Raw genomic sequence first — 25,956 nt, forward strand, 5'->3', positions numbered from 1 at the left:
TGAACAATCAGCCCTGGCCGGCTGCCGCCGTGATCGGCGCCATGTCGAAGTAGTCGCGCCAGGCGCTGATTTTCCCGTCACGGACTTCGAACACGCCCATCACCGGTAGCGCTACCTCCGCGCCGTTGATGCTGAAGACGTCGATGCGCTCGTTCATGACTACGTCACCGCCTGAGACCTGACGCTTGGTCTGAAAGTCGATGTTGCCGAAGGCACCCACAAACTGCTCGATGAATGTCCGGACGGCCTCGCGCCCGACCACGGGTTCCATCGGAATATTGTGGTAGACGATGTCATCGGTGAAGTAGTCGACGATCTTCGCGATGTCCGCGTCGGCCCATTCCTTGCAGAATTCGGTGACCAAAGTGTCGGGTGTCATTGTGCGTCATCCTTTTTCGGGTGCGGTTCGATAATTGCCATGATGCTTTCGATCTCCCCTGCCGGTATTCCGAAGTACTCGGTGATGAACACCGTGACAGCAGGCGCTTGGCCCGGGGTTCCGAGGTCCATCAGATACCGCGCTACGACGCTTTCGCCCCACTCACGCAGCGCGAGTTCACGTATGGCGACAATTCCGCGGTACTGCTGCCCCTGTTCGAGTTCATTGCTGATGAAAGCGCCGGTGTCACCGGTTCGTTGACCGTTCTCCACGCGCCACGCGTCGGCGGCAAAACGGACCTTGGTTGCGTCGTGAGTGAGCAACGCGTTCACGTACTCCCGCGCCATCGCGACGCGTCCGCTGACGGCAGACTCCGTGGAGTGCTTGGCAATTGCGCGCAGAATCGACTCGGCCAGCTCTGGTTGGCAGATCACCAGGTCCGGCAGATACGGATGAGATTCGTTGTACAACAACGGCGAACCGTCAATGCGGCTGCAGTGCAGCCCCGCAGCCTGGGCCACACCGACGGGCGCAGCCGAATCCCATTCCCACTGCCCACCGGCGTGGAGGTAGGCGTCGACGTCGCCGCGCACAACGGCCATCGCCTTGGCACCAGCCGAGCCCATGTGCACAACCTCTGCGTCAAGCTCGGCCGCCACCGCATCGGTGAACGCGGGCGGGCGCGAGCCGCTGACAACAATACGAAGTGGCTGGTTGGCCGGTGCGTCCGACACTGCGTCGATACTCGAGTACACCTGCCCGAGCGCTGGTTGCGACACCGCCGCCGCAGTTATGCCATGTCCGCGTTCCCAGAGCGCGACGTGCACAGCCCAATCGGAGCGAGCGGGCATCCCGTATTCCTTGGATCCGTCCAGAGGGTCGATGATCCAGACGCGCGAGGCTTCGAGCCTGGTGCGATCGTCGGCGGATTCTTCGGAAAGGACTGCGTCACCAGGACGGGCCTCGGCCAACTGGTCGAGGATGAAGACGTCGGCCGCTTTGTCCCCGCGCCTGCCCAATTCCCGGCCGTCACCGGCGCCAAGACCTTCGGCTCGAATACCGAGAAGGATAGCTCCGGCGGCTTCTGCCAACTGCTTCGCCAACTCGGCGTCGGCAGTTCGGCTGTGCGTTGGTTCGCTCACCTGGCCAACACTTCCATAATTCGCTGTGCCAGTTCGGCAGGCGTTCCGTCTTCGGGCCGAATTACCAGTTCGGCGTGTTCAGGGACCTCGTAGGGATCGTCGACGCCGGTGAAGCCCGTAATCTCCCCCGCCCGCGCCTTTGCGTACATGCCTTTGGGATCCCGCGCCTCGCACTGCTCGATCGGAGTATCGACATACACCTCGACAAAACGCAGACCTGCAGCTTTGTGAGCAGCGCGGACGCGGTCCCGATCCTCTCGGTACGGACTGATCAGACAGGCCACGGCGACTGCGCCGGAATCGGCGAACAACTGCGCCACCGATCCCACCCGCCTCACGTTCTCGGCGCGGTCCTGTGCACTGAATCCCAAATCGGCATTGAGTCCATGTCGAAGGTTGTCCCCGTCGAGTCGGTAGGCGGGGGTACCTGCCGCAACCAGCCTGCGTTCGAGTTCCACTGCGATCGTGGATTTCCCGGAAGCCGAGAGGCCGGTAAGCCACACGGTGGCGCCTGCTGTCGCGCGCTCCTCTCGGGAGACTTCGGAGCTGTGCCAGACGACGTGTGAATCCTTGAGCGTCGGGCCGTTGATCATTCCCGCTGCGACGGTATTTCCGGTGATCTCGTCCACGAGGATGAAGCTGCCGGTGACGCGATTACGACGGTAGGGATCGAACATCAGCGGCTGCTGCGTTTTGATGGCGATGCGCCCGATCTCGTTGAGGGACAGCGCCTCCGCGGTCTCGTCGCGGTGCAGTGTATTGACATCGAGGCGGTAGTCGAGGCGCACAATCTGTGCCTTGGTCGAACGAGTGGTGTGCAGCAACGAGTACCGGTTGTTCTCCGACAGTGTGGTTTGGTCGGTGAGCCAACAGATCATTGCGTCGATCTCCTGGCCTACCTGTGGCCGGTTGTTGATCCGACACAGTTGGTCTCCGCGACTGACGTCGAGATGCTCGCTCAGTTCGATGCAGACGGCGGACGGCGCGAAAGCTTCGGTTATCGCCGTTCCGCCCGGTCCGTGAACAGCCTTGACCGTCGACGTGAAACCCGAAGGGAGAACTACTACTTCGTCGCCTGGCTTGAAGACTCCACTGGCTACTGTCCCGGCGTATCCACGGAAGTCGTGAAGATCTGCGTCGGTCTGCTGCTGCGGACGGATGACGTACTGCACCGGGAATCGCGCATCGATGAGATTGCGATCCGACGCGATGTGCACCTGCTCGAGATGGTGTAGCAGCGACGGACCGTCGTACCAGGACATGTTCTCGGTACGCGCAACGATGTTGTCCCCCAACAGCGCCGATACGGGGATGAAGGACAGATCGTGGACGTCGAGCTTGATCGCGAACTGCCGGAACTCTTCCTTGATCTCCTCGAACCGGTCCTGCGACCACCCCACCAGGTCCATCTTGTTCACGCACAGCACGAGGTGCGGAATCCCCAAGAGAGTCGACAGAAACGCATGCCGACGTGTTTGCTCGAGCACACCTTTGCGCGCGTCGACCAGGATCAGGGCGAGGTCGGCTGTCGACGCACCGGTGACCATGTTCCGGGTGTACTGCTCATGCCCGGGCGTATCCGCGATGATGAACTTGCGATGCGGAGTGGCAAAATATCGGTGTGCCACATCGATAGTGATGCCCTGCTCGCGCTCGGCGCGCAATCCGTCGGTGAGCAGTGCGAGGTTGGCGTACTCGTCACCGCGTTCACGACTGCTGCGTTCGACCGCTTCGAGTTGATCTTCGAAGATCGATTTGGAGTCGTAGAGCAATCGGCCGATGAGCGTCGACTTACCGTCGTCGACGCTGCCCGCGGTCGCGACTCGGAGGAGTTGCGGCATCAGAAGTACCCCTCTTTCTTTCGATCTTCCATGCCGGCCTCGGAGATCCGGTCGTCCGCCCGGGTTGCTCCGCGTTCGGTGATCCGGCTCGCGGCCACTTCTTCGACGACGGCGGCGGCCGTTTCGGCGGACGACTCCACACACCCTGTACAGGTGGCATCGCCAACAGTCCGGAAACGCACCAACGCTTCGTACGATTCCTCCCCCGGCTGCAGTTCGAGGAATCGTGTGCGCGCCAACAGCATTCCGTCCCGCGGCACTACCTGCCTTCGGTGGGCGTAGTAGATCTCCGGAAGATTGATCATCTCGCTCTCGATGTACTGCCAGATGTCGAGTTCGGTCCAGTTGGAGAGCGGGAAGATCCGAATATGTTCGCCCTTACGATGTTTGCCGTTGTACAGGTTCCACAGTTCCGGTCGCTGCATCTTGGGATCCCATTGGCCGAATTCGTCCCGGAAACTGAACACTCGTTCTTTTGCTCGCGCCTTCTCTTCGTCCCGGCGAGCTCCACCGAATACGGCGTCGAACTTCCCGTCCCGAATACCGCGGAGCAGTGCGTGAGTTTGCAGACGATTGCGACTCGCCCCGACGCCGGTCTCCTCACTGACCCGACCTGCGTCGATGTCGTCCTGCACGCTGGCGATCACCATGCGCAATCCGAACCGGTCCACGGTTCGATCACGAAACTCGATTACTTCGTCGAAGTTGTGCCCGGTGTCGACATGCATGACGGCAAACGGCAACGGCGCCGGCCAGAAGGCCTTGGCCGCGACATGCAGCATCACCACGGAATCCTTGCCACCGGAGAACAGAAGCACCGGCTTCTCGAAAGTCGCGGCAACTTCCCGGAATACGTGGACTGCCTCGGCCTCGAGCGCCCGTAGGTGGGACAGCTCGTAAGCGGGCGGGGTCTGGAGTGCTGGCATCGCTTCAGCTCCTACTCGGTGCCGGTACATTTTTGTACCGGACTGGTTCGAGAATGAACGCATTCACAGAATAGAACTCGTTCTACCTAGCGGTCAATGACTGCGAACCGGAGCCCGCCCACCCACCTCAGCAGTCACGGCATCGGCAGCCGCCACCAACGCCGTTGCGCGTCGTTCGATCTCGGAACGCGTAATCGAACCGCCAACATAGAGCGTCAACACCAACGCCTGATGACCCTCGGCGTCGTAAGTGGGAGCCGCGATCAACGAAACAGGATGCTCGTCGTCCGAGCTGATGTCTCGCCCGAGATAGACCCGCTCCCCCAGACTCGACACCATTTCGCCGAGCAATTCCCGCACCTCGGACGGAAGATCATGTGTCACAACACCTGCCATCAACGTATGCAGGCGTTGACCGATCGGATCGAGACTCTCCACGAGATATCCCGCGTCACGGCAGTCGCGCACCACAGTCAACAACCGATCCCGATCGAGGCGCACCGGAAGGCTCGGTTCCCGCGCCAGCCAACTCTCGAGATCATGATCGCTTCCCCACAGCACGTACATCAATCCGACCGGCGGAGCGAACGGATACACCTGACCGACCTTTGCCGCTTTCCGTATACCTTCCGGCCCGGTGACTTCGAGAACGCTGATCCGGTCGCCGACCACCGCCGACGCAGTGCAGGTCGTATCGAATTCAGCGCTCAGTTTCTCCAGCTGAGCCCGGGCAATCGGGCCGACGGCAAATCCACGTTGCGCCGCCCGGCCCGCCGCAATCAGCGCCGGACCCAGCCCGTAGGTCTTCACGGCGTCGTCGCGCGTCAGATATCCACGATCCGCCAACACCGTCAGGATTCCCAGCGCGGTCGGCTTACTGATCTCGAGCGTCCTGGCAAGTTCGGACAACCCGAAACGCTGGTCGGGACGCGCCACCAGGTAGTCGAGCACCTGCACGACGCGTTCGGTAGGTGGAGACTGACGGCCCGCCGAATGCGGCTTCTCGAATTCAGCCATTGACCACTCCCTAGAACGCGTTCTATTGTCAGAATACCAAGATCTACCCCATAGGTACATATTTGTACCACGACGCTCTGGGCCGGCAAGACTGCCGGAACTGTTGAGGAGCCAGCGTGCTGACGGACCCGTTTGCCCAGGCCATCGCCGAGGCCGAAAAACTCATCGAGACGGCCCCGCACATCAGATCCGAACAAGACCTGCTCGAGGGCTACCAGTACCTGGCAGGTGGAGTCATCGCGACAATGCACGCAGCCTGGGCCGCCGAGAAAACCCACCCCAGTTTCATCCAGGGAACCGGCCCCTTCACGAAAATGGGGCTCGACAACCCCGACACGTTGTACTTCGGCGCCCGCATCAACGACGATCAGGAATACAAGGTCACAGGAAAGCGCGGCACCACAGCCGATCTCAGCTTCCAGGTCCTGAGCGGCAACTACACCAACTCGAACGTGCCCGGTAGCGAGATTGCGTTCGACGACCGCGAGCTCGAGATCGCCGACGACGGCAGTTTTGTCGTGTGGTTCGGCCCCGGGCCGGCCGATGGCCGCGCCAATTACTACACACTTGCACCGGGATCGTCACAGCTCGTCGCGCGAGAGGTGTACAGCGACTGGAGCCAGGAACGCGGAGTCATCCGGATCGAGCGGACGGATTCGATCGGCACGGCGCCCGCGCCGCTCACCGCCGACGAAACCGAGAAGCGTTTTGCGCGGGCCGGGAAAGCACTGGTCACGCGGGTCAAGACGTGGCTGCAGTTCCCGGAGTGGTTCTACCTGAAGCTCCCGGTCAACACCATGACCGAACCTCGCCTGACCCCGGGTGGTCTTGCCACGCAGTACTCCTCGGTGGGGCACTACGAACTCACCGACGATCAGGCCATGGTCATCACCGTTCCGGCCTCGGATGCGCCGTACCAGGGCTTCCAACTCGGCAGCCTGTGGTACATCTCGCTCGACTACATCAATCACCAAACGTCACTCAACAACGGCCAGGCTCAGGTAGACCCGGACGGCAAGATCCGAATGGTGGTGAGCGAGAAGAATCCCGGCGTCACCAACTGGGTCGAAACTGTCGGCCACCCGCGCGGGATCCTGCAGTTCCGCTGGCAGCGGGTCTCGCGTGAACTGACACCCGAGGACGGTCCCACCGTCGAAATCGTTGCCGTTGAGGATATTCCGAAACACCTACCACATTTCGACACCAACGCCATCACTACCGATGAATGGGCAGAGCGAATCGCTCAGCGCCAGGCCGCCATCGACAACCGAATGCTGGGGTAACAGATGACCGAATTACTGAAGGACCGAGTAGTTGTCATTTCCGGAGTCGGCCCGGCACTGGGCCGTGCTCTGGCACTACGGTGTGCCTCGGCGGGTGCGAATCTTGTTCTCGCAGCGCGCACGCAGTCACGATTGGACGACGTTGCCAAGGAGATAGTCGACGCGGGTGGACGCGCTGTCACCGTCGCCACCGACATCACCGATCAGGCGTCCGCCGAAAACCTGGTGGCCGAATCCCTCTCCGCCTACGGCAAAGTCGACACGCTGATCAATAACGCCTTTTCCGTGCCGTCGATGAAGCCATTGGCGCGCACCGACTATCAGCACATCCGCGACAGCATCGAACTCACCGTTCTCGGCGCACTTCGACTGACGCAACTCTTCACAGCGCCGCTGGCGGAGTCGACGGGCTCGGTAGTGAACATCAACTCGATGGTTCTGCGACACTCTCAAGAGCGGTACGGCAGCTACAAGATGGCAAAGTCGGCACTGCTCGCGATGTCTCAGTCCTTGGCCACCGAACTCGGCCCACAGGGTATCCGCGTCAATTCGATTGCACCCGGATACATCTGGGGTGACACCCTCAAAGGTTACTTCGCCCATCAAGCTGAAAAGTTCGGTATGACCGTCGAGCAGATCTACGAGCACACTGCGGCCAACACCGATTTGAAGCGCCTCCCCACCACCGACGAGGTTGCCGACGCGGCAATCTTCCTCGCATCGCCGATGGCCAGCGCCATCACCGGCCAATGTATCGACGTCAACTGCGGCGAATTCCATCACTAGGAGCATCATGGCTGAGCGCACACACGTCGGAACCGTCGAAGATCTTCATGCATCCGCAACCAAGATGACGGGGCTCACCGATTTCGGCGTCGACGATTACACCGAAGCTCTGTCGGTTCTCCTCGAGTCGTACGACCGCGACGAGGACCTGACTCCGTTCGGCAGCAAAATCTCTCGCGTTTTCCTCCGCGGTGCACTTGTTGCCCGCCTCCTCAGTGAATCTGCGTGGAAGCAGCATCCGGAGCATGCCGAGGTCAAGATCGAACGCCCGATTTTTGTCACCGGGTTGCCTCGCACCGGAACCACCGCGCTGCACCGACTCTTGACGGTCGACCCCGCGCATCAGGGTCTCGAAATGTGGCTGACGGAGTTTCCGCAGCCTCGCCCGCCACGCGATACGTGGGCATCGAACCCGGTGTTCGCCAAGATCGAGGAGACGTTCGGCCAACACCACGTCGAACACCCCGAGTTCATGGGTGTGCACTACATGTCCGCCAGTGAAGTCGAAGAATGCTGGCAACTGCTCCGGCAGACCTTCAAGTCGGTCTCGTACGAGTGCCTGGCCAACCTACCCACGTACTCGAACTGGCTGAAGGGCCAGGAATGGTCCAATGCCTATGCGCGCCACAAGAAGAACTTGCAGCTGATCGGTCTCCCGGATCAGGATCGTCGATGGGTTCTCAAGAACCCCAGCCACCTGTTTGCACTCGACGAACTGATGGCTGTGTACCCGGACGCCTTGATCGTCCAGACGCACCGCTCCCCCACGACAATCATTCCGTCGGTCTGCAGCCTCGCTGCGCAAGCCACCGAGGGGTGGTCGAATACGTTCACCGACAAGGTGATCGGCGAAAGCCAGCTCGAATTGTGGGCCCGAGGGCTCGAACAATTCGACGCGGCACGGGCCCACCACAATCCCGCCCAATTCATCGACGTCGACTACCAGGATTTTGTTGCCGATCCACTCGCCACCGTCGAGAACATCTACACCCACTTCGACCTTCCGTTGACCTCCACCGCACAACAGTCGATGGAGGCAATGCATGACGAAAGTCGTTCCGGTGCACGCAAACCTGCACACAAGTACACCCTGGAGGAGTTCGGCCTGAATGCCGAGCAAGTCGAGGAGCGATTCGGGGTGCGCTGACGCGTCCCGCTCATCGGGAAAAGTCTCGGCGACGGGCCCTCCACTGTGTGATCATCCGCGAGAACCGAACTCGTCGGTTGTAGCCGAAAACCGGAGGGCCCGCTCGCGATGACTCTGCATCTCAACCGATCTGCACTTGTTTCCGGACCGATCGGCGGCGGATCCCACGGGTTCCCCGGTACGTCGACATCGTTGGATATCGCGGCGGCAGGGTACGTCGAACGAGAGTTTTTTGTCAGCGGCGATGCCGTGTCGTACGTCGCCGCAGAAGACTGGGCGTCCGACGGTCAGTGGTCGGTAACGGAAGGACCCACCGCACGGTTTACCACCCGGATCCTTGTACGCACACCTACCGACTCCAGCCGGTTCAACGGAACCGTGGTTGTCGAGTGGCTCAACGTCAGTGGCAACACCGATATCGATGTCGACTTCGGACACATGAACGAGGAGATCACGAGAGGGTATGCGTGGGTGGGTGTTTCCGCGCAGGCTGCCGGAATCACCAGCACCGGAGGCAGTGGCCTCGGAGACGGGGTCGTGGGCCTAACCACCTGGGATCCCGAGCGATACGGCGCACTTGATCACCCCGGTGACCATTACTCCTACGACATCTTTTCTCAGGTCGGCGCTGCCCTACGTGCGCCCGGCGATGTCGATCCGCTTGGCGGCCTGATTCCGACACAACTGCTCGCAGCCGGGCAGTCACAGTCAGGTTTCCGCATGCTGACCTACGCCAACGCCGTTCATTCTCATGCTCGAGTCTTCGACGGCATGATCATTCACGCGCGTGGCGGTATCGGAGCTCCGCTCGGCGACGGCATGATGCTCATGGATCCGGCGCCTGCCCGCGTGCGCACGGATCTAGACGTTCCGGTTTTCCAGTTGATCACCGAGACCGAGCTTTTCGAACTGTGCGGTGGACCAGGACCCACCAGTTTTGTCGCGGCCCGTCAGCCCGACACCGACATGATCCGAACCTGGGAAATCGCCGGCACAGCGCACTCCGACGCCTATTCTCTGAAAATCCTTCATCCACAGTATGTTCGGCAGTTCTCCGACATCAGGGATCTGGCAGCCCTGTTCCCGATCGTCAACGACGGACCGCAGCGCTACGTCGCCAACGCCGCTTTGCGCGGGCTGCGTCAGTGGGCTGCGGGCGGCGCGGCACCCACCTCAGCACCCGTCATCGATACTGCCGACAATGCGGTGCTGCGAGACCGGCACGGCAACGCGACCGGCGGCGTGCGCACTCCTCAACTCGACGTCCCGATTGCCACGTTGACGGGCGAACTGACCCATGTGCCGCATAACGGCGCAACCGTCGCCTTCGACGCGGCGACACTCACTGAGCTCTACCCAAGTCACGACATGTACGTCACTGCCTTCTCCGACGCCGCTCAGCGTGCCGTCGACAGCGGTTACCTGCTCCCCGAGGACGCTGCGATTCTGATCGCCGACGCTCAGGGATCCGACGTCGGCCGCTAGCGGTCAATTCTGCAGGTGCTCTGCGAGCAACCGGTCCAGTTGCTGCGGCGCCTCGTCGGGTATCCAGTGGCTCACGCCGCGAAGAACTTCGAATCGGTACGGGCCGTCCACGTATCGCGTCGTGAGCTCGGCTCCCTTTCTCCCGAGCACGATGTCGCCGTCGCTCCAGATGTGCAGGGTCGGCACGCTGACGCGTCCGGAACCCGCGCTCGGACTGCTGAACGCCAATGCACGGTACCAATTCAGGCCACCGCGTAGACGTCCCGGCATGGCCATCGCGTCCCGATCGCGGCGGGCGCACTCGAGGCTCTGCCCGCTCCTGACCAGGATTGTGTCAGCGGTTCGGCGCAGTATCCATTCCGGAAGTATCGGCAGCTGGAAGGCAAGCATGTACCAGGATCGCAGGGCTTGACTGCTGGTCAGCAATGCTCGGACAAACGCCGCAGGATGCGGAACAGATAACGCCGTCAAGGTGCGGATCAAGTCCGGGCGCTCGGCCGCGACCTGCCAAGCCACGGCGGCTCCCCAGTCGTGGCCGACCAGGTGCACCGGGGCGCCGCCGGCTGCGTCGATCAGGGCAACAGTGTCGGCGGCAAGCTCGCTGCGGCGATACGCACTCCGAGCGCTCGGCCGGGCCTCCGGCGAATATCCACGTTGATCCGGCGCGAGCGTCCGATAGCCCCGGGCATGGAGCAACGGCACCAGCCCATCCCAGGACGTCGAGTCCTGCGGAAATCCGTGAAGTAGGACAACTACCGGCCCGTCGAGTGGGCCTTCGTCGCGGACGTCAAACGACAATCCAGAGCGTGTGTACCTTCGTAATCTCGGCACCGGGCGCGTCATAACACGACTTTAAGTGCAATTCGTTGCATTTGTGACCCAGTCCACCGTCCACAGAAGCGTGACGTTAGGTATCTTGCTTGCAGCGGTACTGGACCACAGTTCCCACAAACGTAAGGACTTACGACATGCAGTCTGTTGAAGACGTATTGCCCGAAGGCGTCACCCTCGATGACATCACCAAGGTTTTCAAGCTCGGTGCCGCTGCCATCGCCTTCTTCACCGCGGTGTCCGCCTTCAGCTGATCACCACGCTTCACAAAAAACTGGCCGGCCTTCGGGGAGTCCGGCCAGTTTTTGTATGTTGACCCAGATTTCATTCTTCCGAAAGCGGCAAACCGCCCAAAAAGCCGTCAGGCTTGCTAACTTTCTCCTGCACGGCACAACGCCGAGCACTTCAACACTCGGAGGACATTCGTGGGTTCCATCAGCACGCTCAGCACAGTCATCGACGTCCTTGCAGCGATCCAGAAGGCCTTGAAGCTTATTCCGGTGAACAGCTGATCGTTACAGAACACTCGCCAGATGGTCGGCGAGAAACAAGCGGGGCCGACTTTTGTCGGCCCCGCTTGTCATTCGAGCGGATGGCGGGATTCGAACCCACGTGAACGGCTTTGCAGGCCGGTGCCTAGCCACTCGGCCACACCCGCGTCATGAAGTAACTATGCCCTCGATGCCGCCGCCGAACCACAGTTTTGATCAGCGTGATTCGTGCTACGCCCCTGTGTGCCTTTCCGGTAGCGGGCACTACCAGAAAGGCGCACGGGGGCTTAGCCCCCTCTTTGCTGGGTTACTGACCGCCAAAGGAGGGGTACTCGCTTGGGAAATACCGACTGTGCCGTACCAGAACAGGCATGGTTCACTCGGGGCTGGAGTGACGCAAGTTACGCCATGCCCCCGAGACGAAAGGCAGCACCGATGCCCCGAGCACGACTTACGGCCGCGACTGCCCTGGCCGCAGCTGCGCTGGCCACATTGACAGGTCTCGTTGCGATCGTCGTTGCACCACCTATCGCCTCGGCCGAGAGCACCAACGGCACCGGCATGGCCTATTCGGACCGGACCTTCCAGCCGTTCACCGCGTCGAACGGTCTTTCGTCGAAATACCACGTGTACGCCGCGGGCATTCCCCAGGACCATGCCGCCGGCTTGGTGCTGCAGTTCCACGGAGACGGGGCGTACGAATTCGCGAACCCCACCTCGTCGTACAGCCTCGGCGGCCCGTCGGGCATCCTTGCACAAGCCCGCTCACGGGGTTACATCACCGTCCCCGTGCGCACCCCGGACTCTGCCGGCGAAATTACGTGGTGGGAAAACGGGAGCGCAAACGCAGACTTTGTCGCAAACCTGCTCGACACTCTCGAAACGGGCTACAACATCGACACCGAGGACATCTGGCTCGTCGGCTACAGCGGGGGCTCCCAGTTCATCACTCAATTCTTCCTACCGAAGTACTCGAGCAAGATCGACGGCGGCGGCACTGTGGTCTTCGGCGGCGGCGGCGTGCCACGCGTCTCGGCGCAGCCCTTTGCCGGCGGCCTGATCGCCGACCTTCCCATGCATTGGTACACCGGGGCCGCCGACAACGGCACTAACGTCAGCGACGGTTACAACGCCGTGCTCGACGCCCAGAAGGGGTCGGCTTGGTATTCGGCACAGGGCTTTACGACGGATCTCGAGTCTCCCGCCGGCCTCGGCCACAACCTCTCCGGCACATTCGGCACGGTTCTCGCGCGTCACCTGGACGATCACGCCCCGAACAATCAGGTTCCCACAACCACAGTCGCCGCTACCCCCGAGCCGACTGCGACCCAGCCGACGACAACAACCACCCCAGCAACAACAACCAGCCCTCCCCCGATCACCACGACAACGGCGCCGGTCACGACTACAACAACGCCGGTCGCTACGACTACGACAACGACTACGCCACCACCGGCGGTGTGGAACTACACACTGACTCCGACGAGGATCGGCGCAAATCTAGTCGTCACTATTCCTGCCGGAACCAGTCGGACGACGTTCCGGGTCACAGCCACCCAAGGCCCGTTCTACGTGTACAACTACACAACGCGAACCGGGCTGCGGACGCTGAGCATCGTCTCCAGTCTCGCCCCGAATACGACGTACAACTACACCGTGGAAGCCGATGACGAAATCGTCGGGTCGGGGTCGTTTCAAACGCTTCCCTGACCGACGGGAACAAATCGGACCGTCCTGTTGCTGACTTGCTTCGTGACTGCCGAGAAGACCGCCACCGCTCCACCCGTGGATCCCGCTGCTTCGCCGACAACGGTTGAACGCAAGCCGAGCATCGGAAAGATCCTTGCTCTCGGATCCATGACGGCGCTCGGCCCGTTCACCATCGACATGTATCTACCGGCGTTGCCGGATATCGCCGACGACCTCGGAACCTCGTCGTCGACGGTCCAGCTCACGATCACGGGAACGTTGATCGGACTGGCCCTCGGGCAATTGCTCGTCGGCCCGCTCTCGGACACTCTCGGCCGTAAGAAACCATTGCTCGCCGGCATCGGCGTGCACATCGTCGCGTCGTTGCTGGCCGTATTTGCGCCCACGATTGCTGTTCTCGGCATCCTAAGGGTGTTCCAGGGAATGGGCGCCGCTGCTGCCGCTGTGGTCACGATGGCGATCGTGCGCGATCTGTACAGCGGCAATACTGTCGCCGTCGTCATGAGTCGGCTGATGCTTGTTCTCGGCGTCGCACCGATTCTGGCCCCCAGCATCGGCGGCGCACTGTTGGTCGCGCTCGATTGGCGCGGGATCTTTGTCGTCCTTGCATTGATCGGTGTCGGCACGGCCATGATCGGCGCCTTCGGGATTCCGGAGACTCTGCCCCGCGAGAAGCGGCGCGCCAGCGGCGTGCGATCAGTTCTCCAGATGTACGGATCGCTTCTCCGTGACCGCACCTTCATGGTCCTGACGCTGGTCTCCAGCGTCGGTATGGCGTCTCTGTTCGCGTACGTTTCCGGTGCCTCGTTTGTCTATCAGGACCAGTACGGCCTCAATCAGCAGGAGTTTGCACTGCTGTTCAGCGCCGGCGCCATTGCACTGATCGGCGCGTCACAGGTCAACGTCCGTCTGCTGGATCGCTGGACGCCGCAGCAGATCACCCGGTCGGCGCTTGTCACTGCAGTTGCCTCTGGAGTCTTGGTCATCGTGGTCGCGGCGCTCGACCTTGGCGGCCTGATCGGATTTGTGATCGCGCTGTGGGTCATGCTCGGCGCGGTGGGATTTGTTCTACCGAACGCCCCGGCACTGGCACTCTCCCGTCACGGAGAAGCAGCCGGAACGGCTGCCGCGATGCTGGGCGCGTTCCAGTTCGGTGTGGGCGCTGCCATCGCCCCGGCTGTCGGACTGCTCGGAAACACCAGTACTGCGCTCGCCGTCACGATGACGGCCTGTGTTTCCGTGGGATTGATCGCTCTAGTGGCGACAAGCCGCACGGCTCAGGTCTAGCCGGCAGCCGCAAACCATTCGCTGTAGAAGGTCGCCAGTCCGATCACGCAGGAAATGGCCACGAAAATCCAGAAGCGAGCGATCACCACTGTCTCGGGCCAACCGAGTAACTCGAAGTGATGATGTATCGGGGCCATCTTGAATACGCGTCGGCCGGACGATTTGAACACAAGCACCTGGATGATCACCGACAGGATCTCGGCCACGAACAGGGCGCCGATGATGACCATCAGTAGTTCGGTGTGTGTGGTGACCGAAAGACCGACAACCAAACCGCCGAGTGCCAATGAACCGGTGTCGCCCATGAAGATCTGAGCCGGCGCCGCGTTCCACCACAGGAACCCGAGGCACGCCCCACCCGCCGCTGCGGCAACTATCGCAAGGTCGAGTGGGTCGCGAACGTCGTAGCACCCGGCAACAGGATCGAGGACGCAGGAGTTCCGGTACTGCCATCCCGCGATGACAACGTAAGTGCCCAGGATCATGCCCATCGACCCGGCTGCGAGGCCGTCCAGACCGTCGGTGAAGTTGACGGCGTTGGACCACGCAAAGACAAGCACGCAAAAGAAGATCAGGAACCCGATGGTTCCCATCGAGAACACCGAGATATCTCGAACGTGCGAAAGATATTGACTGCCGGGCGTTACGCCCTTGCTGTTGGAGAACTGCAGAAACAGCACACCGAAAATGATGGCGCTCGCCAACTGTCCGACGGTCTTCGCCGTCTTGTTCAATCCGAGGTTGCGTTTCTTGCGGATCTTGATGAAGTCGTCGAGGAAGCCGACCACACCCAAGGAAGTTGCCAGCGCCAGCACCAACCATCCCGACGCGGACAATCTGGGCAGACGCGAACCGAAACCGATGGCATGGGCAGCCAGGTACCCGGCCCACATGCCCGCGATAATCGCGATGCCGCCCATGGACGGCGTACCGCGCTTACCCTGATGGCTCTGCGGACCGTCGATGCGGATCTCATGCCCGAGCCCTTGTTTGGACAACACCCGGATAAGGAAGGGCGTCAAGAACAGAGCGACGAACAACGAGACGCCACCCGCGACGAGGATTGAAATCACTCGGAGGACTCTACAGATGTGACGGCCCGCGACACATAATCAGACAAGGCGCTCAGGCTCTGGCAGGCATGGGATGATCGAACGTATGCCTCCCCTTTCGCCGCTTCCCATCGACCCCATCGAAGAGGCACATCGGCAATGGACCGAGCACGGTTGGAGTGACGTTGCCGACGGGATGGCCGCTGTCACGTCGGTGATGCGGGCGCAGCAGATCATGATGGCGCGAGTCGAGGAAGTGCTCAAACCGCTCGGGTTGACGTTCGCTCGCTACGAGTTGTTGACACTGCTTACCTTTACGAGGTCGGGCGCACTGCCCATGACGAAGGCCAGCGCACGCTTGCAGGTTCACCCCACCAGCGTCACGAATGCGGTGGATCGCCTCGAGAAAGCGCAATTGGTACGACGTGTCCCCCACCCCAGCGATCGTCGTACAACACTCATCGAGATTTCGGATTCCGGCCGAGCACTGGCGCTCGAGGCTACGGAACTTCTGAATGCCAAGGTCTTTGCGAACCCAGGCTTGGAACCGGACAAGCTCACGCAATTAGTGACAATCCTCACTGAATTGCGGAAGACCGCTGGCGATTTCGAGGGGTGAAACCACAACGATCCTGAAGGATTTCACTCGCTGAGCGAGCAGAATCCTTCAGGATCGTGGGGACTTGTCAGCGGTGCTTGAACTCAGCTGACCGCTTCTCGACGAATGCGGCCATGCCTTCCTTCTGATCTTCGGTAGCGAAGGTCGAGTGGAAGACCCGACGCTCGAAGCGGACGCCCTCGGCGAGGGAAGACTCGAAGGAGCGGTTGACCGCTTCCTTGGCCATCATCGCGATCGGCAGGGACATCTCGGCAATCGTGGTTGCCGTCTTCAGTGCGTCGTCGAGCAGATCTGCCGCCGGGACGATGCGAGACACCAGGCCGGCGCGCTCGGCTTCTTCGGCGTCCATGTTGCGTCCGGTGAGGCACATTTCCATGGCCTTGGCCTTGCCCACCGCGCGGGTAAGACGCTGTGAGCCACCGATTCCGGGGATAACTCCGAGCTTGATCTCGGGCTGGCCGAACTTGGCGTTATCCGCGGCGATGATGAAGTCGCAGAGCATCGCGAGTTCGCAACCGCCACCGAGTGCGTATCCGGCAACTGCGGCGATCAGCGGCTTGCGAGCTGCGGCAACTCGATCCCACGGGGTGAAGAAATCCTCGACGTACGCGTCCATGTACGTCTTGGACTGCATTTCCTTGATGTCGGCGCCGGCGGCAAATGCGCGCTCGGAACCGGTGATCAGAATGGCACCGATGTTGTTGTCCGCTTCGAGGTCGGTTACCGCGGCAACAACCTCGTTCATCAGCTCGGAGTTGAGTGCGTTGAGCGCCTTGGGACGGTTGAGCGTGATGACGCCGACGCGGCCCTTACGCTCGAGAATGATGGTGTTGAAGTCGGTCACTGCTGTCCTTCGGTCGAACGGTCTCGGATGTCGTTGATGATGGCAGAGAAGTCCTGACCACCGGCACCCGCGGCATGGTACTGGCTGTAGAGCTCAGCAGCCTTGAGACCGAGTTCGGCGTCAACACCATTGGTACGCAGGGCATTTGCTGCCAGACCGAGATCCTTGTCCATCAACGCGACCGCAAAACCCGGCTGGTAGTCATTGTTGGCCGGGCTGGTAGGCACCGGTCCTGGTACCGGGCAGTTGGACGTGAGCGCCCAGCACTGTCCCGATGCGTTGGACGCGACGTCGAAGAGTGCCTGGTTGCTCAGTCCGAGCTTCTCACCCAGCACGAATGCTTCGCTGATCGCGATCATCGAGACACCGAGGATCATGTTGTTGCAGATCTTCGCGGCCTGACCGACACCGGCGTCGCCGCAGTGAACGACCTTGCGGCCCATCACGTCCAGCAACGGAGACGCGGCCTGGAAGTCCTCTTCGGATCCGCCGACCATGAATGCGAGGGTTCCGGCGGTTGCGCCGACAACACCACCGGAGACCGGGGCGTCGACGCTACGGTGTCCGGCGGCCTCTGCCCGCTCGTGTGCTTCGCGGGCATCGGCGACGTCGATCGTCGAACAGTCGATGAACAGTGTGCCCGGCTTAGCGACGGGCAGCAGATCGTCGTACAGCCCCAGAACGTGCTTGCCGCTCGGCAGCATCGTGATGACGACGTCGGCGTCGCGCACCGCATCGACAGCCGAATCCGCTACCGATGCACCGTCTTTGACGGCCTGCTCGAGGGCTGCCGGCGCCAGGTCGAACCCGACTACCGTGTGTCCGGCCTTGACGAGGTTGGCCGCCATCGGTCCACCCATGTGTCCGAGTCCGATAAATCCAATGGTGCTCATTAGTGATGCTCCTTCGGCGGTGATCAGTTGCCTTGCGGTTGAGGGGTGAGGCCGAGTTCCTGCTCGCCGAGGGGCGCAAAATACGCGTCCACGGCGGCTTCGGTGACGTCCGCGAGGGTCGCGGGCAGCCACTGCGGGTTGCGGTCCTTCTCGACCACCTGTGCGCGGATGCCCTCGACGAGGTCGTGCGAACTCAGTGACGCCGTCGACACCCGGAACTCCTCGTTCAGAACGTCTTCGAGACTGTCGGCACCCTTGGCGTGACGAAGTGAACGCAACGTGACGGCCAGCGCGATCGGCGACTTACCGAGAATCTGCTCGGCGGCCTTCTCCGCTTCGGGAATTCCACTGGCGCGCAGTCGCTCGACAATCGCGACGACATTGTCTGCCGAGTACGCGGCGTCGATCCAACTCTGCTGTGCCAGTAGTTCCGAAACCGGTGCGGGCTCGGCAAATTGAGCAACGGCCTGTTCTACCGTCGACGATGCGATCGCCTCGATGAACGTCTCGATGTTCTCGGACGGGATGAAGTGATCCGCGAATCCCGTCGCGATGGCGTCGCCGGCACTCAAGCGTGCCGTGGTGAGCGCGATGTGTGTTCCCAGCTCTCCGGGAGCGCGCGAGAGCAGGTACGTTCCGCCGACGTCGGGGATGAATCCGATTCCGGTCTCGGGCATTCCGATCATGGAACGCTCGGTCACGATGCGGACGTCGCCGTGTGCGGACACTCCGACACCTCCGCCCATGACGATGCCGTCCATGATTGCAATGTACGGCTTCGGGTAGTTCGAGATCTCGGCGTTGAGGATGTACTCGTCGCGCCAGAAGTCGAGCGAACCGGTCTTGCCGTCCTTGGCGTCGTGGTAGATCGAGACGATGTCGCCGCCCGCGCACAGGCCACGTTCGCCTGCACCGGTCAGGACAACGGCCTTGACCTCGTCGTCGGACTTCCAGGCCTCGAGTGCCGCGGCCATCGCCGTCACCATCGAGTGATTGAGCGCGTTGATCGCCTTGGGACGGTTGAGGGTGATGAGTCCCAGCCCGTCGCGCTTCTCGATCAGAACTTCGTTCTCTTCGGTCATGCTGCTCCCTGCTTTCCCTGCCCTGCGATCACACTGCGAGCGATGACCACACGCATGATCTCGTTGCTGCCTTCGAGGATCTGGTGAACGCGAAGATCGCGAACGATCTTCTCGATCCCGTACTCAGCAAGATAGCCGTACCCGCCGTGAAGCTGTAGCGCCCGGTTGGCCACGTCGAAACCGTTGTCGGTCGCGAAGCGCTTCGCCATCGCGCACAGTTCCACGACATCGGGTGCGCCCTCGTCGAGCGCTGCGGCAGCGCGCCACAGCAGGGTTCGCGCAGCTTCCAGGTCGGTCCGCATATCGGCGAGCTGGAACTGCAGAGCCTGCGATTCGATCAACGCCGAACCGAAAGCCTTGCGGTCCACCAGATATCCGACGGCTTTGTCGAACGCCGCCTGTGCGCCGCCCACCGAGCACGCCGCGATGTTGAGGCGACCGCCGTTGAGGCCCTTCATCGCGATGCGGAATCCGCTGCCTTCTTCGCCGAGCATGTTGGCGGCGGGAACGCGCACGTCCTCCATGATCACCTGACGAGTGGGCTGTGCGTTCCAGCCCATCTTGATCTCGTTGGCACCGAAGGACAGGCCAGGCGAATCCTTCGGCACGATGAACGCCGTGATTCCCTTGGCACCAGCAGATCCGGTTCGGGCCATCACGACGTAGACATCGGAAGTCCCTGCGCCGGAGATGAACTGCTTGACACCGTTGAGGATGTAGTCGTCGCCGTCGCGAACAGCCTTGGTGCTCAAGCCGGCCGCGTCGGAACCTGCACCGGGTTCGGTCAGGCAGTAACTGCCCAACTGATCCATCGAGCAGAGTCCGGGTACCCACTTGTGGCGCTGTTCGTCGTTGCCGAACTGGTCGATCATCCACGTGACCATGTTGTGGATGGAGATGTACGCGGCGATCGACGGATCTCCCTTGGCGAGCTCCTCGAAGATCCGAGCGGCGTCGACGCGGGTCAGTTCACTGCCACCGACATCCTCGCGAATGTAGATCCCGCCCATCCCCAGGGACGCCGCCTTGCGGAGAACGTCCACCGGGAAATGCTTGGTCTGATCCCACTCCACCGCATTCGGTGCCAGATGCTCGGCCGCGAAGTCGCGGGCAGTGTCACGAATCGCCCGCTCGTCATCGGTCAGAGTAAACATGGAAGGTGTTCCGATCAGTTCATCGTGGGGATGACGAAGTGATTGGTCTCTTCCTTCTTGCCGGAAGGCCAACGCTGCGTCACCGTCTTGGTCTTGGTGTAGAAGCGGAAGGAGTCGGGACCGTGCTGGTTCAGGTCACCGAATCCGGAGCGCTTCCAGCCGCCGAAGGTGTGGTACGCGATCGGGACCGGGATCGGCACGTTGACGCCGACCATGCCGACGTTGACGCGGGCCGTGAAGTCACGCGCGGTGTCGCCGTCACGGGTGAAGATGGAGACGCCGTTTCCGTACTCGTGTTCCGTCGGAAGACGCAGTGCCTCTTCGTAATCGGCAGCGCGCACAACCTGAAGTACGGGTCCGAAGATCTCTTCCTTGTAGATGCGCATATCCGACGTAACGTTGTCGAACAGGGTTGCGCCGGCGAAGAATCCGCCTTCGTGGCCTTCGAGGGTGAAGCCGCGGCCGTCGACGACTGCCGTTGCGCCCTCGTCGATGCCGATCTGCACGTAGTTGTTGACGCGGTCGAGGGCATCCTGGCAGACGAGGGGCCCGAAGTCGACACCTTCGTCGTCACTGCGACCGATCTTCAGCTTCGCGACGCGTTCCTTCAGCTTGGCAACCAGCGCATCTGCCGTTTCTTCGCCGACGGGAACGGCAACGGAGATGGCCATGCAACGCTCACCGGCGCTGCCGTAGCCGGCACCGATCAGGGCGTCGGCAACCTCGTCGAGGTCGGCGTCCGGCATGACGATCGCGTGGTTCTTGGCACCACCGAAGCACTGTGCACGCTTGCCGTGAGCTGCGGCGGTCTCGTAGATGTACTGGGCGATCGGCGTGGAGCCGACAAAACCGACAGCCTTGATGCGGTCGTCGGTGAGCAGGACGTCGACAACTTCCTTGTCACCGTTGACCACGTTGAACACGCCAGCGGGCAGTCCGGCTTCTAGGAACAGCTCGGCCAGGCGCAGCGGCACGGAGGGGTCACGCTCGGACGGCTTGAGAATGAAGGCGTTACCTGCGGCGAGGGCCGGGCCGGCCTTCCACAGCGGGATCATCGCGGGGAAGTTGAAGGGCGTGATGCCGGCAACGACGCCCAGCGGCTGACGCATCGAGTACACGTCGATACCCGTGCCTGCGCTCTCGGTGAATTCGCCCTTGAGCAGGTGCGGAGCACCGACGGCAAATTCGATGACCTCGAGGCCACGCTGGATGTCACCCTTGGCGTCAGCGACGGTCTTGCCGTGCTCGGACGAGAGGAGACGAGCGAGGGAGTCCATCTCAGCCTGAGCGAGCTGGAGGAATTTCATGAGCACGCGGGCGCGCTTCTGCGGGTTGAAAGCAGCCCAGACCTTCTGCGCCTCTTCTGCATTGGCGATGATGGCTTCGGTTTCGGCCTTGCTTGCGAGCGGGACGCGCGCCTGAACCTTACCGGTGTTGGGATCGAAGACGTCTGCAAATCGATCGGAAGCTCCGGGAACCCGCTTGCCACCGACGAAGTGCGTCAACTCTTGAACTGCCGCGTTGTCAACCATTGTGCTAACCCGTTCCTTGCTCGTTGTGGACTGCCCGAGAAGCAGCGCTGAGTATGTCTATCATCCTATAGTTGGATGTCCATGTATGTCTAGGGCCGAAGCCGCGGACAGCGCAATTTCCCGGTCGGTGACCTCATATCCACCGCTACCACCGCCCGGCCCACCGGAACCTTCGACGATCGCGCGAGCGGACAGGTGGATCGCGTCGACTCCGGTCGCCGCAATTGCGGCAATATCGGGAATCCGGACGCCGCCACCGGCCATGATCTGGATCCGCCCCGCGGCGTGATCGACCAGGGTCCCCAACTCCGCCAGCCCTTCGGCGCAGGTCGGGGCACCGCCCGACGTCAAGACCCGGGTTACTTCGAGATCCACCAAGATGTCGAGTGCCACATTTCTGTCCGGCACCACGTCGACGGCGCGGTGTGCGGTGACTTCGACAGTTGACGGGTCGATGCAGTCGATGATCGAACGCATCGCGTCGACATCGACCGCGGAGGTTTCGGTCAGAGCGCCGATCACTATCCCGGACGCACCTGCTGCCACTGCGGCGCGTGTGTCACGGCATATCACCACCATCTCGTCGGCAGAGTATACAAATCCACCAGCCCGTGGCCGGATCAGGACATGCACCGGAACACCCACTGCCACAACTGCTTCGATCAATCCGTAGCTGGGGGTGAGACCACCGGTTGCCCCCAGTGCCGCACAGAGTTCAACACGCGCCGCCCCCACGGCGAGTGCGATCTGCGCCCCACGAACATCCTGAACGGCAAGTTCGAGAGCGCTCATGTCAGTACGACTGCCAGGGTGGCTTGTTCTCGAGCGCGTACCGGTAGTAGTCGGCCAACTTCAGCCGCCCGGCAGCAGCTTCGTCGATGACCACCGTGACGTGGCGATGCCATTGCAGGATCGATGCGGGGCAAAATGCCGTCAACGGGCCTTCGACGGCTGCAGCAATCGCGTCGGCCTTGCCTTCGCCGGTCGCGATCATCACCAAATGCCGTGCATCACTGATAGTTCCGAGGCCCTGGGTGAGAACGTGATGAGGAACATCGTCAGGACGCTCGAAGAAACGAGCGTTGTCGATTCGCGTCTGCTCCGTCAACGTCTTGACCCGGGTTCGCGACGACAGAGCGGAACCGGGTTCGTTGAAACCTATGTGTCCGTCGGTGCCGATTCCGAGCAACTGGACGTCCACTCCCCCGGCTTCGGCGATACTACGGTCGTAGCGTTCCACTTCGGCATCGGGAATTACTGCTTCACCGTCTGGGCTGAACACCCGCTCCGGATCCAGATTGACGTGGTCGACGAATTCGGCGCGAATCACCGAATAGTACGACTGCGAATGGCTTTTCGGCAGTCCCAGATACTCGTCGAGCAAGAATGCCTGAGCCTGCGAGAAGTCCAGTCCCGACACCCGGTGACGACGCGCCAGCTCGCGGTACGTCCCGATCGGCGACGAACCTGTTGCGAGCCCAAGCGTCGTAGCACCGCGTCGGACATAGCCTTCGACGATGTCTGCTGCCGTCGAGTCGACCTCCAGCGGGGTAGGCATGATGACAATTTCCATCAGATTTCCTTTCCGGCGGCCCGACCGCCGTGTAGTACGCGCACCGGGCGCAGGTGACGATCGGTGACCAGGATGTCGGCGCGGTAGCCGGCAGTCAGCGATCCATGTGAATCGTGCAGTCCCAGCAGTGTTGCCGGGGTACGAGTGGCAGCGGTGACGGCATCGGCGAGTGCAACTCCGCTGTCGAACACGGTGCTACGCAGCACATCCAGCAGTCGTGCCGTTCCGCCGGCTATGGCCCCGTCCGAACCGTCGGATGTGGCAAGTCTGGCGACGCCACCGCTCACCACCACATCCAGAGCGCCGAGTTGATAGTTTCCGTCGGCCATTCCGGCGGCAGCCATGGAATCACTGACGAGCGTGATCTGATCTGCGCCGACGGTATCGAACACCATGGACACCGTTTCCGGAGCCAGGTGCACTCCATCGGCGATCAGTTCCACCACCATCTCTCCTCTCCCGGCGGCCGCGAGGCACGCCGCCACCGGACCCGGCGAACGGTGATGCAACGGCGGCATCCCGTTGAACAGGTGTGTTGCGCTCACCCGACCGCTGCGAGCCGCCTGTCCGATCCGGGTCGACGTAGTCGCCGCATCGGCGTCGGTGTGTCCGAAGCTGGGCAGAATTTCGCGTCGACGCATGACGTCGAGCAGTTTCCCGAAATTCTCCGTCTCCGGTGCCAGAGTCATCGAACGCACGTGCCCGCGGGCCGCGTTGCACACCTCTTCGAGCAGGTCAGGGTCCCCGGAAACTATCGCTGCGGGATCCTGGGCACCACATCGAACACAGTTGATAAACGGCCCTTCGAGGTGGATACCCAGAATCTCGCCGTCCTCAACCAGGTCGGCCAACATCGCGGCTTGGCGCATCAGATCCGCACGGGGCGCCGACACCAAACTTGCCAACAGACCGGTCGTCCCGTGCTCACGGTGATGCGACGCGGCCACTCGGGCGCCCGCCGCGTCGGTGTTGGGGAAACCCGCTCCCGCGGCGCCGTGACTGTGGACGTCGATCAGCCCGGGAAGTATCACGCAGTCGGTTGCGTCCGGAACATCAGCGGGATCCGGGCCATCAGCTAAGGCATAGTCCTTCGCCGCCCCCACCCAGCTGATCAGCTCACCGTCGACCACAACGATGCCGTCGTCGATGCTCCCCGAGGAACCGCCGACAACGGTGCCGCGCAGCACGAGTGACTCGGTCACGAGGAATTCCTGATGCTCGCGACCGCCGCCCTGCCGTCGACCGGCGTTCGGGCATTACGAGCCGCCGACGCCATCTGCAGGCATACCTCGAGATCGAGCGCCGACAGTTCCGCGCGAACGGCCCCGATCGCTGCGACGGACATCGACAGACTCGACACCCCGAGACCGACCAACACCGGCGCCAACAGCGGATCCGACGCCGATTCCCCGCACACACCAACAGGTTTGCCTGCGACGGCTCCGGCCTGGCCGACCATCGCGATCAGGTCGAGGACTGCCGGCTGCCACGGGTCGAGCAGGTGTGCGAGGCTGCCCGTCATCCGGTCGACCGCACAGGTGTACTGGCTCAGGTCATTGGTTCCGATACTCAGGAAATCCAGATGTTCGAGGAGATCTCGTGCGCGCAGGGCAGCAGCCGGAACCTCGATCATCGCGCCCACCTTGCCGACCCCACGGGATCGGGCGAGTTCCGCGAAGCCCGCAGCTTCATCGGCCGTCGCGACCATCGGTGCCATGACGCGCAAATCCGCGCCGGTTGCATCGGCTGCCGCAACCAGTGCGTCGAGCTGGGTTACCAGGGTGTCCGGATACAGATTTGCCACGCGGAGCCCCCGAATTCCGAGCGCCGGATTCTCCTCGACCCCGAGATCCAGGAAGGGCAACGGTTTGTCGGAACCGGAATCGAGGGTCCGCACCACGACGGCGCGTCCGGCAAAGTGCTCGAAAACAGCTCTGTACGTTGCGGTCTGCTCCGCCACGGAGGGTGCATCGTGGCGACCGAGATACGAGAATTCGGTACGGAACAGGCCAACACCCTCACAGTCGGCTGCGCCCGCACGTTCGGCATCGGCCACGGTCCCGATGTTTGCCGCCAAGCGCACGGCAAAACCGTCGCGGGTGCGTCCGGGACCGCTGACAGTCGCGGCGCGAGCAGCACGGGCCGATGCTTCCCTGGCGACCTCACTGCACTGCTCGGGGCTCGGATCGATCATCACCGTCCCGCTCGAACCGTCCAGGATCAGAACTGCACCGGAGACCAGCCGATCGGTATCCGCGCAGTTCACCACCGCCGGAATGCCGAGCGACTTGGCGAGGATGGCGGTGTGACTGGTTGGCCCGCCCTCTGCGGTGAGCAATCCGACCACGTCAGTGTCGCCGAGCGTTGCCGTGTCGGCGGGCGCCAGATCCCGGGCCACCAGAATGTACGGGTAACCGGGGTTGGGGATTCCTGGCATCGGTTCGCCGCGCAGCACTGCGACCACCCGCTGAGCGAGGTCACGCAGATCTGTTGCCCGCTCGGCCATGTACCCGCCAACCGCGTCGAGCTTGGCGCAGAATCCGTCGAAGGCAACCGTCACCGAATGTGCTGTCGGCAGACCTGATTCGAGGTTCTTCTGCGCCGCGCCGACGATGGCCCGATCCCGTGCCATCGCCGCCGACGTGGTCAGGATGTCCGCGGAGACACCGTCGACGGATTCCGCGCGGCGCAGGAGTTCCGCACTGACGGTGTCGAGCGCCGCTCGAATTCTGGCCAGTTCGGACTCCGGCTCGCCGGTGATCGGATCCTGCGCCGAAGTACGTTCGGGCACTGCGAAACTCAACCAGGGTGCGCAGACGACTCCGGCACTGACTCCGAGTGCACTGATCTGGTTCCGCTCGGTGATTGTTGCCGTTGCCATG

23 protein-coding genes and 1 tRNA gene are annotated in these 25,956 nt (G+C 62.2%); 7 read left to right on the forward strand and 17 right to left on the reverse strand.

Translation table 11 applies throughout. The annotated features are described in order from the left end of the window. Positions 1-7 precede the first annotated feature (7 nt). The 5 genes from KYT97_RS26855 to KYT97_RS26875 all read right to left on the reverse strand — a co-directional run bounded on the left by KYT97_RS26855 (position 8) and on the right by KYT97_RS26875 (position 5,305). The gene (locus KYT97_RS26855) at positions 8-379 is read right to left on the reverse strand and encodes a limonene-1,2-epoxide hydrolase family protein (protein ID WP_033236083.1); all 372 of its coding nucleotides are present in this window, start codon (positions 377-379) and stop codon (positions 8-10) included. Continuing rightward, positions 376-1,521 carry a 3'(2'),5'-bisphosphate nucleotidase CysQ gene (locus KYT97_RS26860; RefSeq protein ID WP_219111124.1) on the reverse strand — a complete coding sequence of 382 codons (1,146 nt, stop codon included), beginning with the start codon at positions 1,519-1,521 and terminating at the stop codon, positions 376-378. Before KYT97_RS26860 ends, KYT97_RS26855 begins: the two co-directional genes overlap by 4 nt. Next, entirely contained in the window at positions 1,518-3,362 is a 1,845-nt protein-coding gene (gene cysC, locus KYT97_RS26865; RefSeq protein ID WP_219111127.1) for an adenylyl-sulfate kinase, read from the reverse strand. The genes KYT97_RS26860 and cysC overlap by 4 nt, the downstream gene beginning before the upstream one ends. Next, positions 3,362-4,288, reverse strand: a complete 927-nt coding sequence (cysD, locus tag KYT97_RS26870; protein ID WP_033236080.1) for a sulfate adenylyltransferase subunit CysD — start codon at positions 4,286-4,288, stop codon at positions 3,362-3,364. Before cysD ends, cysC begins: the two co-directional genes overlap by 1 nt. Before the next feature lie 93 nt (positions 4,289-4,381). Then, on the reverse strand, positions 4,382-5,305 hold the full coding sequence (locus tag KYT97_RS26875; protein WP_141486612.1) for a helix-turn-helix domain-containing protein: 924 nt from the start codon (positions 5,303-5,305) through the stop codon (positions 4,382-4,384). Positions 5,306-5,421: 116 nt separating this feature from the next. On the opposite strand from KYT97_RS26875, the gene KYT97_RS26880 reads away from it, so the two are divergent. From KYT97_RS26880 to KYT97_RS26895, 4 genes are all read left to right on the forward strand, one after another. Then, the gene (locus KYT97_RS26880) at positions 5,422-6,588 is read left to right on the forward strand and encodes a hypothetical protein (protein ID WP_141486613.1); all 1,167 of its coding nucleotides are present in this window, start codon (positions 5,422-5,424) and stop codon (positions 6,586-6,588) included. 3 nt (positions 6,589-6,591) lie between these two features. Further along, positions 6,592-7,374, forward strand: a complete 783-nt coding sequence (locus KYT97_RS26885) for an SDR family oxidoreductase (protein WP_033236077.1) — start codon at positions 6,592-6,594, stop codon at positions 7,372-7,374. 7 nt (positions 7,375-7,381) lie between these two features. Continuing rightward, positions 7,382-8,521 carry a sulfotransferase family protein gene (locus KYT97_RS26890; RefSeq protein ID WP_141486614.1) on the forward strand — a complete coding sequence of 380 codons (1,140 nt, stop codon included), beginning with the start codon at positions 7,382-7,384 and terminating at the stop codon, positions 8,519-8,521. A gap of 108 nt (positions 8,522-8,629) precedes the next feature. Continuing rightward, on the forward strand, positions 8,630-10,006 hold the full coding sequence (locus KYT97_RS26895; RefSeq protein WP_219111130.1) for an alpha/beta hydrolase domain-containing protein: 1,377 nt from the start codon (positions 8,630-8,632) through the stop codon (positions 10,004-10,006). A 3-nt stretch (positions 10,007-10,009) separates the two neighbouring features. Here KYT97_RS26895 and KYT97_RS26900 read toward each other — a convergent pair whose 3' ends face one another. Both KYT97_RS26900 and KYT97_RS26905 read right to left on the reverse strand, forming a co-directional pair. After that, positions 10,010-10,849: an alpha/beta fold hydrolase gene (locus KYT97_RS26900; RefSeq protein WP_219111133.1), complete on the reverse strand. Its 840-nt coding sequence runs from the start codon at positions 10,847-10,849 to the stop codon at positions 10,010-10,012. 575 nt (positions 10,850-11,424) lie between these two features. Then, positions 11,425-11,495 (reverse strand) — tRNA-Cys (locus tag KYT97_RS26905). A 268-nt stretch (positions 11,496-11,763) separates the two neighbouring features. Between KYT97_RS26905 and KYT97_RS26910 the strand changes: the two genes are divergently transcribed. Together KYT97_RS26910 and KYT97_RS26915 are read left to right on the forward strand one after the other, a co-directional pair. Further along, positions 11,764-13,038, forward strand: a complete 1,275-nt coding sequence (locus tag KYT97_RS26910) for an alpha/beta hydrolase family protein (protein ID WP_219111137.1) — start codon at positions 11,764-11,766, stop codon at positions 13,036-13,038. Positions 13,039-13,113: 75 nt separating this feature from the next. After that, complete coding sequence (locus KYT97_RS26915) at positions 13,114-14,325, forward strand: multidrug effflux MFS transporter (protein ID WP_051730677.1); 1,212 nt, start codon at positions 13,114-13,116, stop codon at positions 14,323-14,325. Here KYT97_RS26915 and mraY read toward each other — a convergent pair. Next, entirely contained in the window at positions 14,322-15,398 is a 1,077-nt protein-coding gene (gene mraY / locus KYT97_RS26920) for a phospho-N-acetylmuramoyl-pentapeptide-transferase (protein WP_095888632.1), read from the reverse strand. The two genes, KYT97_RS26915 and mraY, sit on opposite strands and share 4 nt — an antisense overlap. Positions 15,399-15,483: 85 nt before the next feature. On the opposite strand from mraY, the gene KYT97_RS26925 reads away from it, so the two are divergent. Beyond that, the gene (locus tag KYT97_RS26925) at positions 15,484-15,996 is read left to right on the forward strand and encodes a MarR family winged helix-turn-helix transcriptional regulator (RefSeq protein ID WP_033236071.1); all 513 of its coding nucleotides are present in this window, start codon (positions 15,484-15,486) and stop codon (positions 15,994-15,996) included. A 67-nt stretch (positions 15,997-16,063) separates the two neighbouring features. Here KYT97_RS26925 and KYT97_RS26930 read toward each other — a convergent pair whose 3' ends face one another. Genes KYT97_RS26930 through ptsP form a run of 9 tightly spaced genes read right to left on the reverse strand, consistent with a single transcriptional unit; the run spans position 16,064 to position 25,955 of the window. Further along, positions 16,064-16,840, reverse strand: a complete 777-nt coding sequence (locus KYT97_RS26930) for an enoyl-CoA hydratase (RefSeq protein WP_033236070.1) — start codon at positions 16,838-16,840, stop codon at positions 16,064-16,066. After that, a complete protein-coding gene (gene mmsB / locus KYT97_RS26935; protein ID WP_033236069.1) occupies positions 16,837-17,733 on the reverse strand; it encodes a 3-hydroxyisobutyrate dehydrogenase in 897 nt (298 codons plus the stop codon). The genes KYT97_RS26930 and mmsB overlap by 4 nt, the downstream gene beginning before the upstream one ends. Before the next feature lie 23 nt (positions 17,734-17,756). Next, the gene (locus KYT97_RS26940; RefSeq protein WP_033236068.1) at positions 17,757-18,815 is read right to left on the reverse strand and encodes an enoyl-CoA hydratase/isomerase family protein; all 1,059 of its coding nucleotides are present in this window, start codon (positions 18,813-18,815) and stop codon (positions 17,757-17,759) included. Next, complete coding sequence (locus KYT97_RS26945) at positions 18,812-19,969, reverse strand: isobutyryl-CoA dehydrogenase (protein ID WP_033236067.1); 1,158 nt, start codon at positions 19,967-19,969, stop codon at positions 18,812-18,814. The genes KYT97_RS26940 and KYT97_RS26945 overlap by 4 nt, the downstream gene beginning before the upstream one ends. Before the next feature lie 14 nt (positions 19,970-19,983). After that, complete coding sequence (locus KYT97_RS26950; RefSeq protein ID WP_033236066.1) at positions 19,984-21,501, reverse strand: CoA-acylating methylmalonate-semialdehyde dehydrogenase; 1,518 nt, start codon at positions 21,499-21,501, stop codon at positions 19,984-19,986. A gap of 60 nt (positions 21,502-21,561) precedes the next feature. Continuing rightward, a complete protein-coding gene (locus KYT97_RS26955) occupies positions 21,562-22,293 on the reverse strand; it encodes a copper homeostasis protein CutC (protein WP_219111139.1) in 732 nt (243 codons plus the stop codon). 1 nt (position 22,294) lies between these two features. Continuing rightward, a complete protein-coding gene (gene nagB, locus KYT97_RS26960) occupies positions 22,295-23,074 on the reverse strand; it encodes a glucosamine-6-phosphate deaminase (RefSeq protein ID WP_045071364.1) in 780 nt (259 codons plus the stop codon). After that, the gene (locus KYT97_RS26965; RefSeq protein WP_245005930.1) at positions 23,074-24,276 is read right to left on the reverse strand and encodes an N-acetylglucosamine-6-phosphate deacetylase; all 1,203 of its coding nucleotides are present in this window, start codon (positions 24,274-24,276) and stop codon (positions 23,074-23,076) included. The genes nagB and KYT97_RS26965 overlap by 1 nt, the downstream gene beginning before the upstream one ends. Beyond that, complete coding sequence (gene ptsP / locus KYT97_RS26970; RefSeq protein WP_219111143.1) at positions 24,273-25,955, reverse strand: phosphoenolpyruvate--protein phosphotransferase; 1,683 nt, start codon at positions 25,953-25,955, stop codon at positions 24,273-24,275. The genes KYT97_RS26965 and ptsP overlap by 4 nt, the downstream gene beginning before the upstream one ends. Position 25,956: the final 1 nt, after the last annotated feature.

This window comes from Rhodococcus globerulus (assembly GCF_019334125.1).
Classification (GTDB): Bacteria; Actinomycetota; Actinomycetes; order Mycobacteriales; family Mycobacteriaceae; genus Rhodococcus_F; species Rhodococcus_F globerula.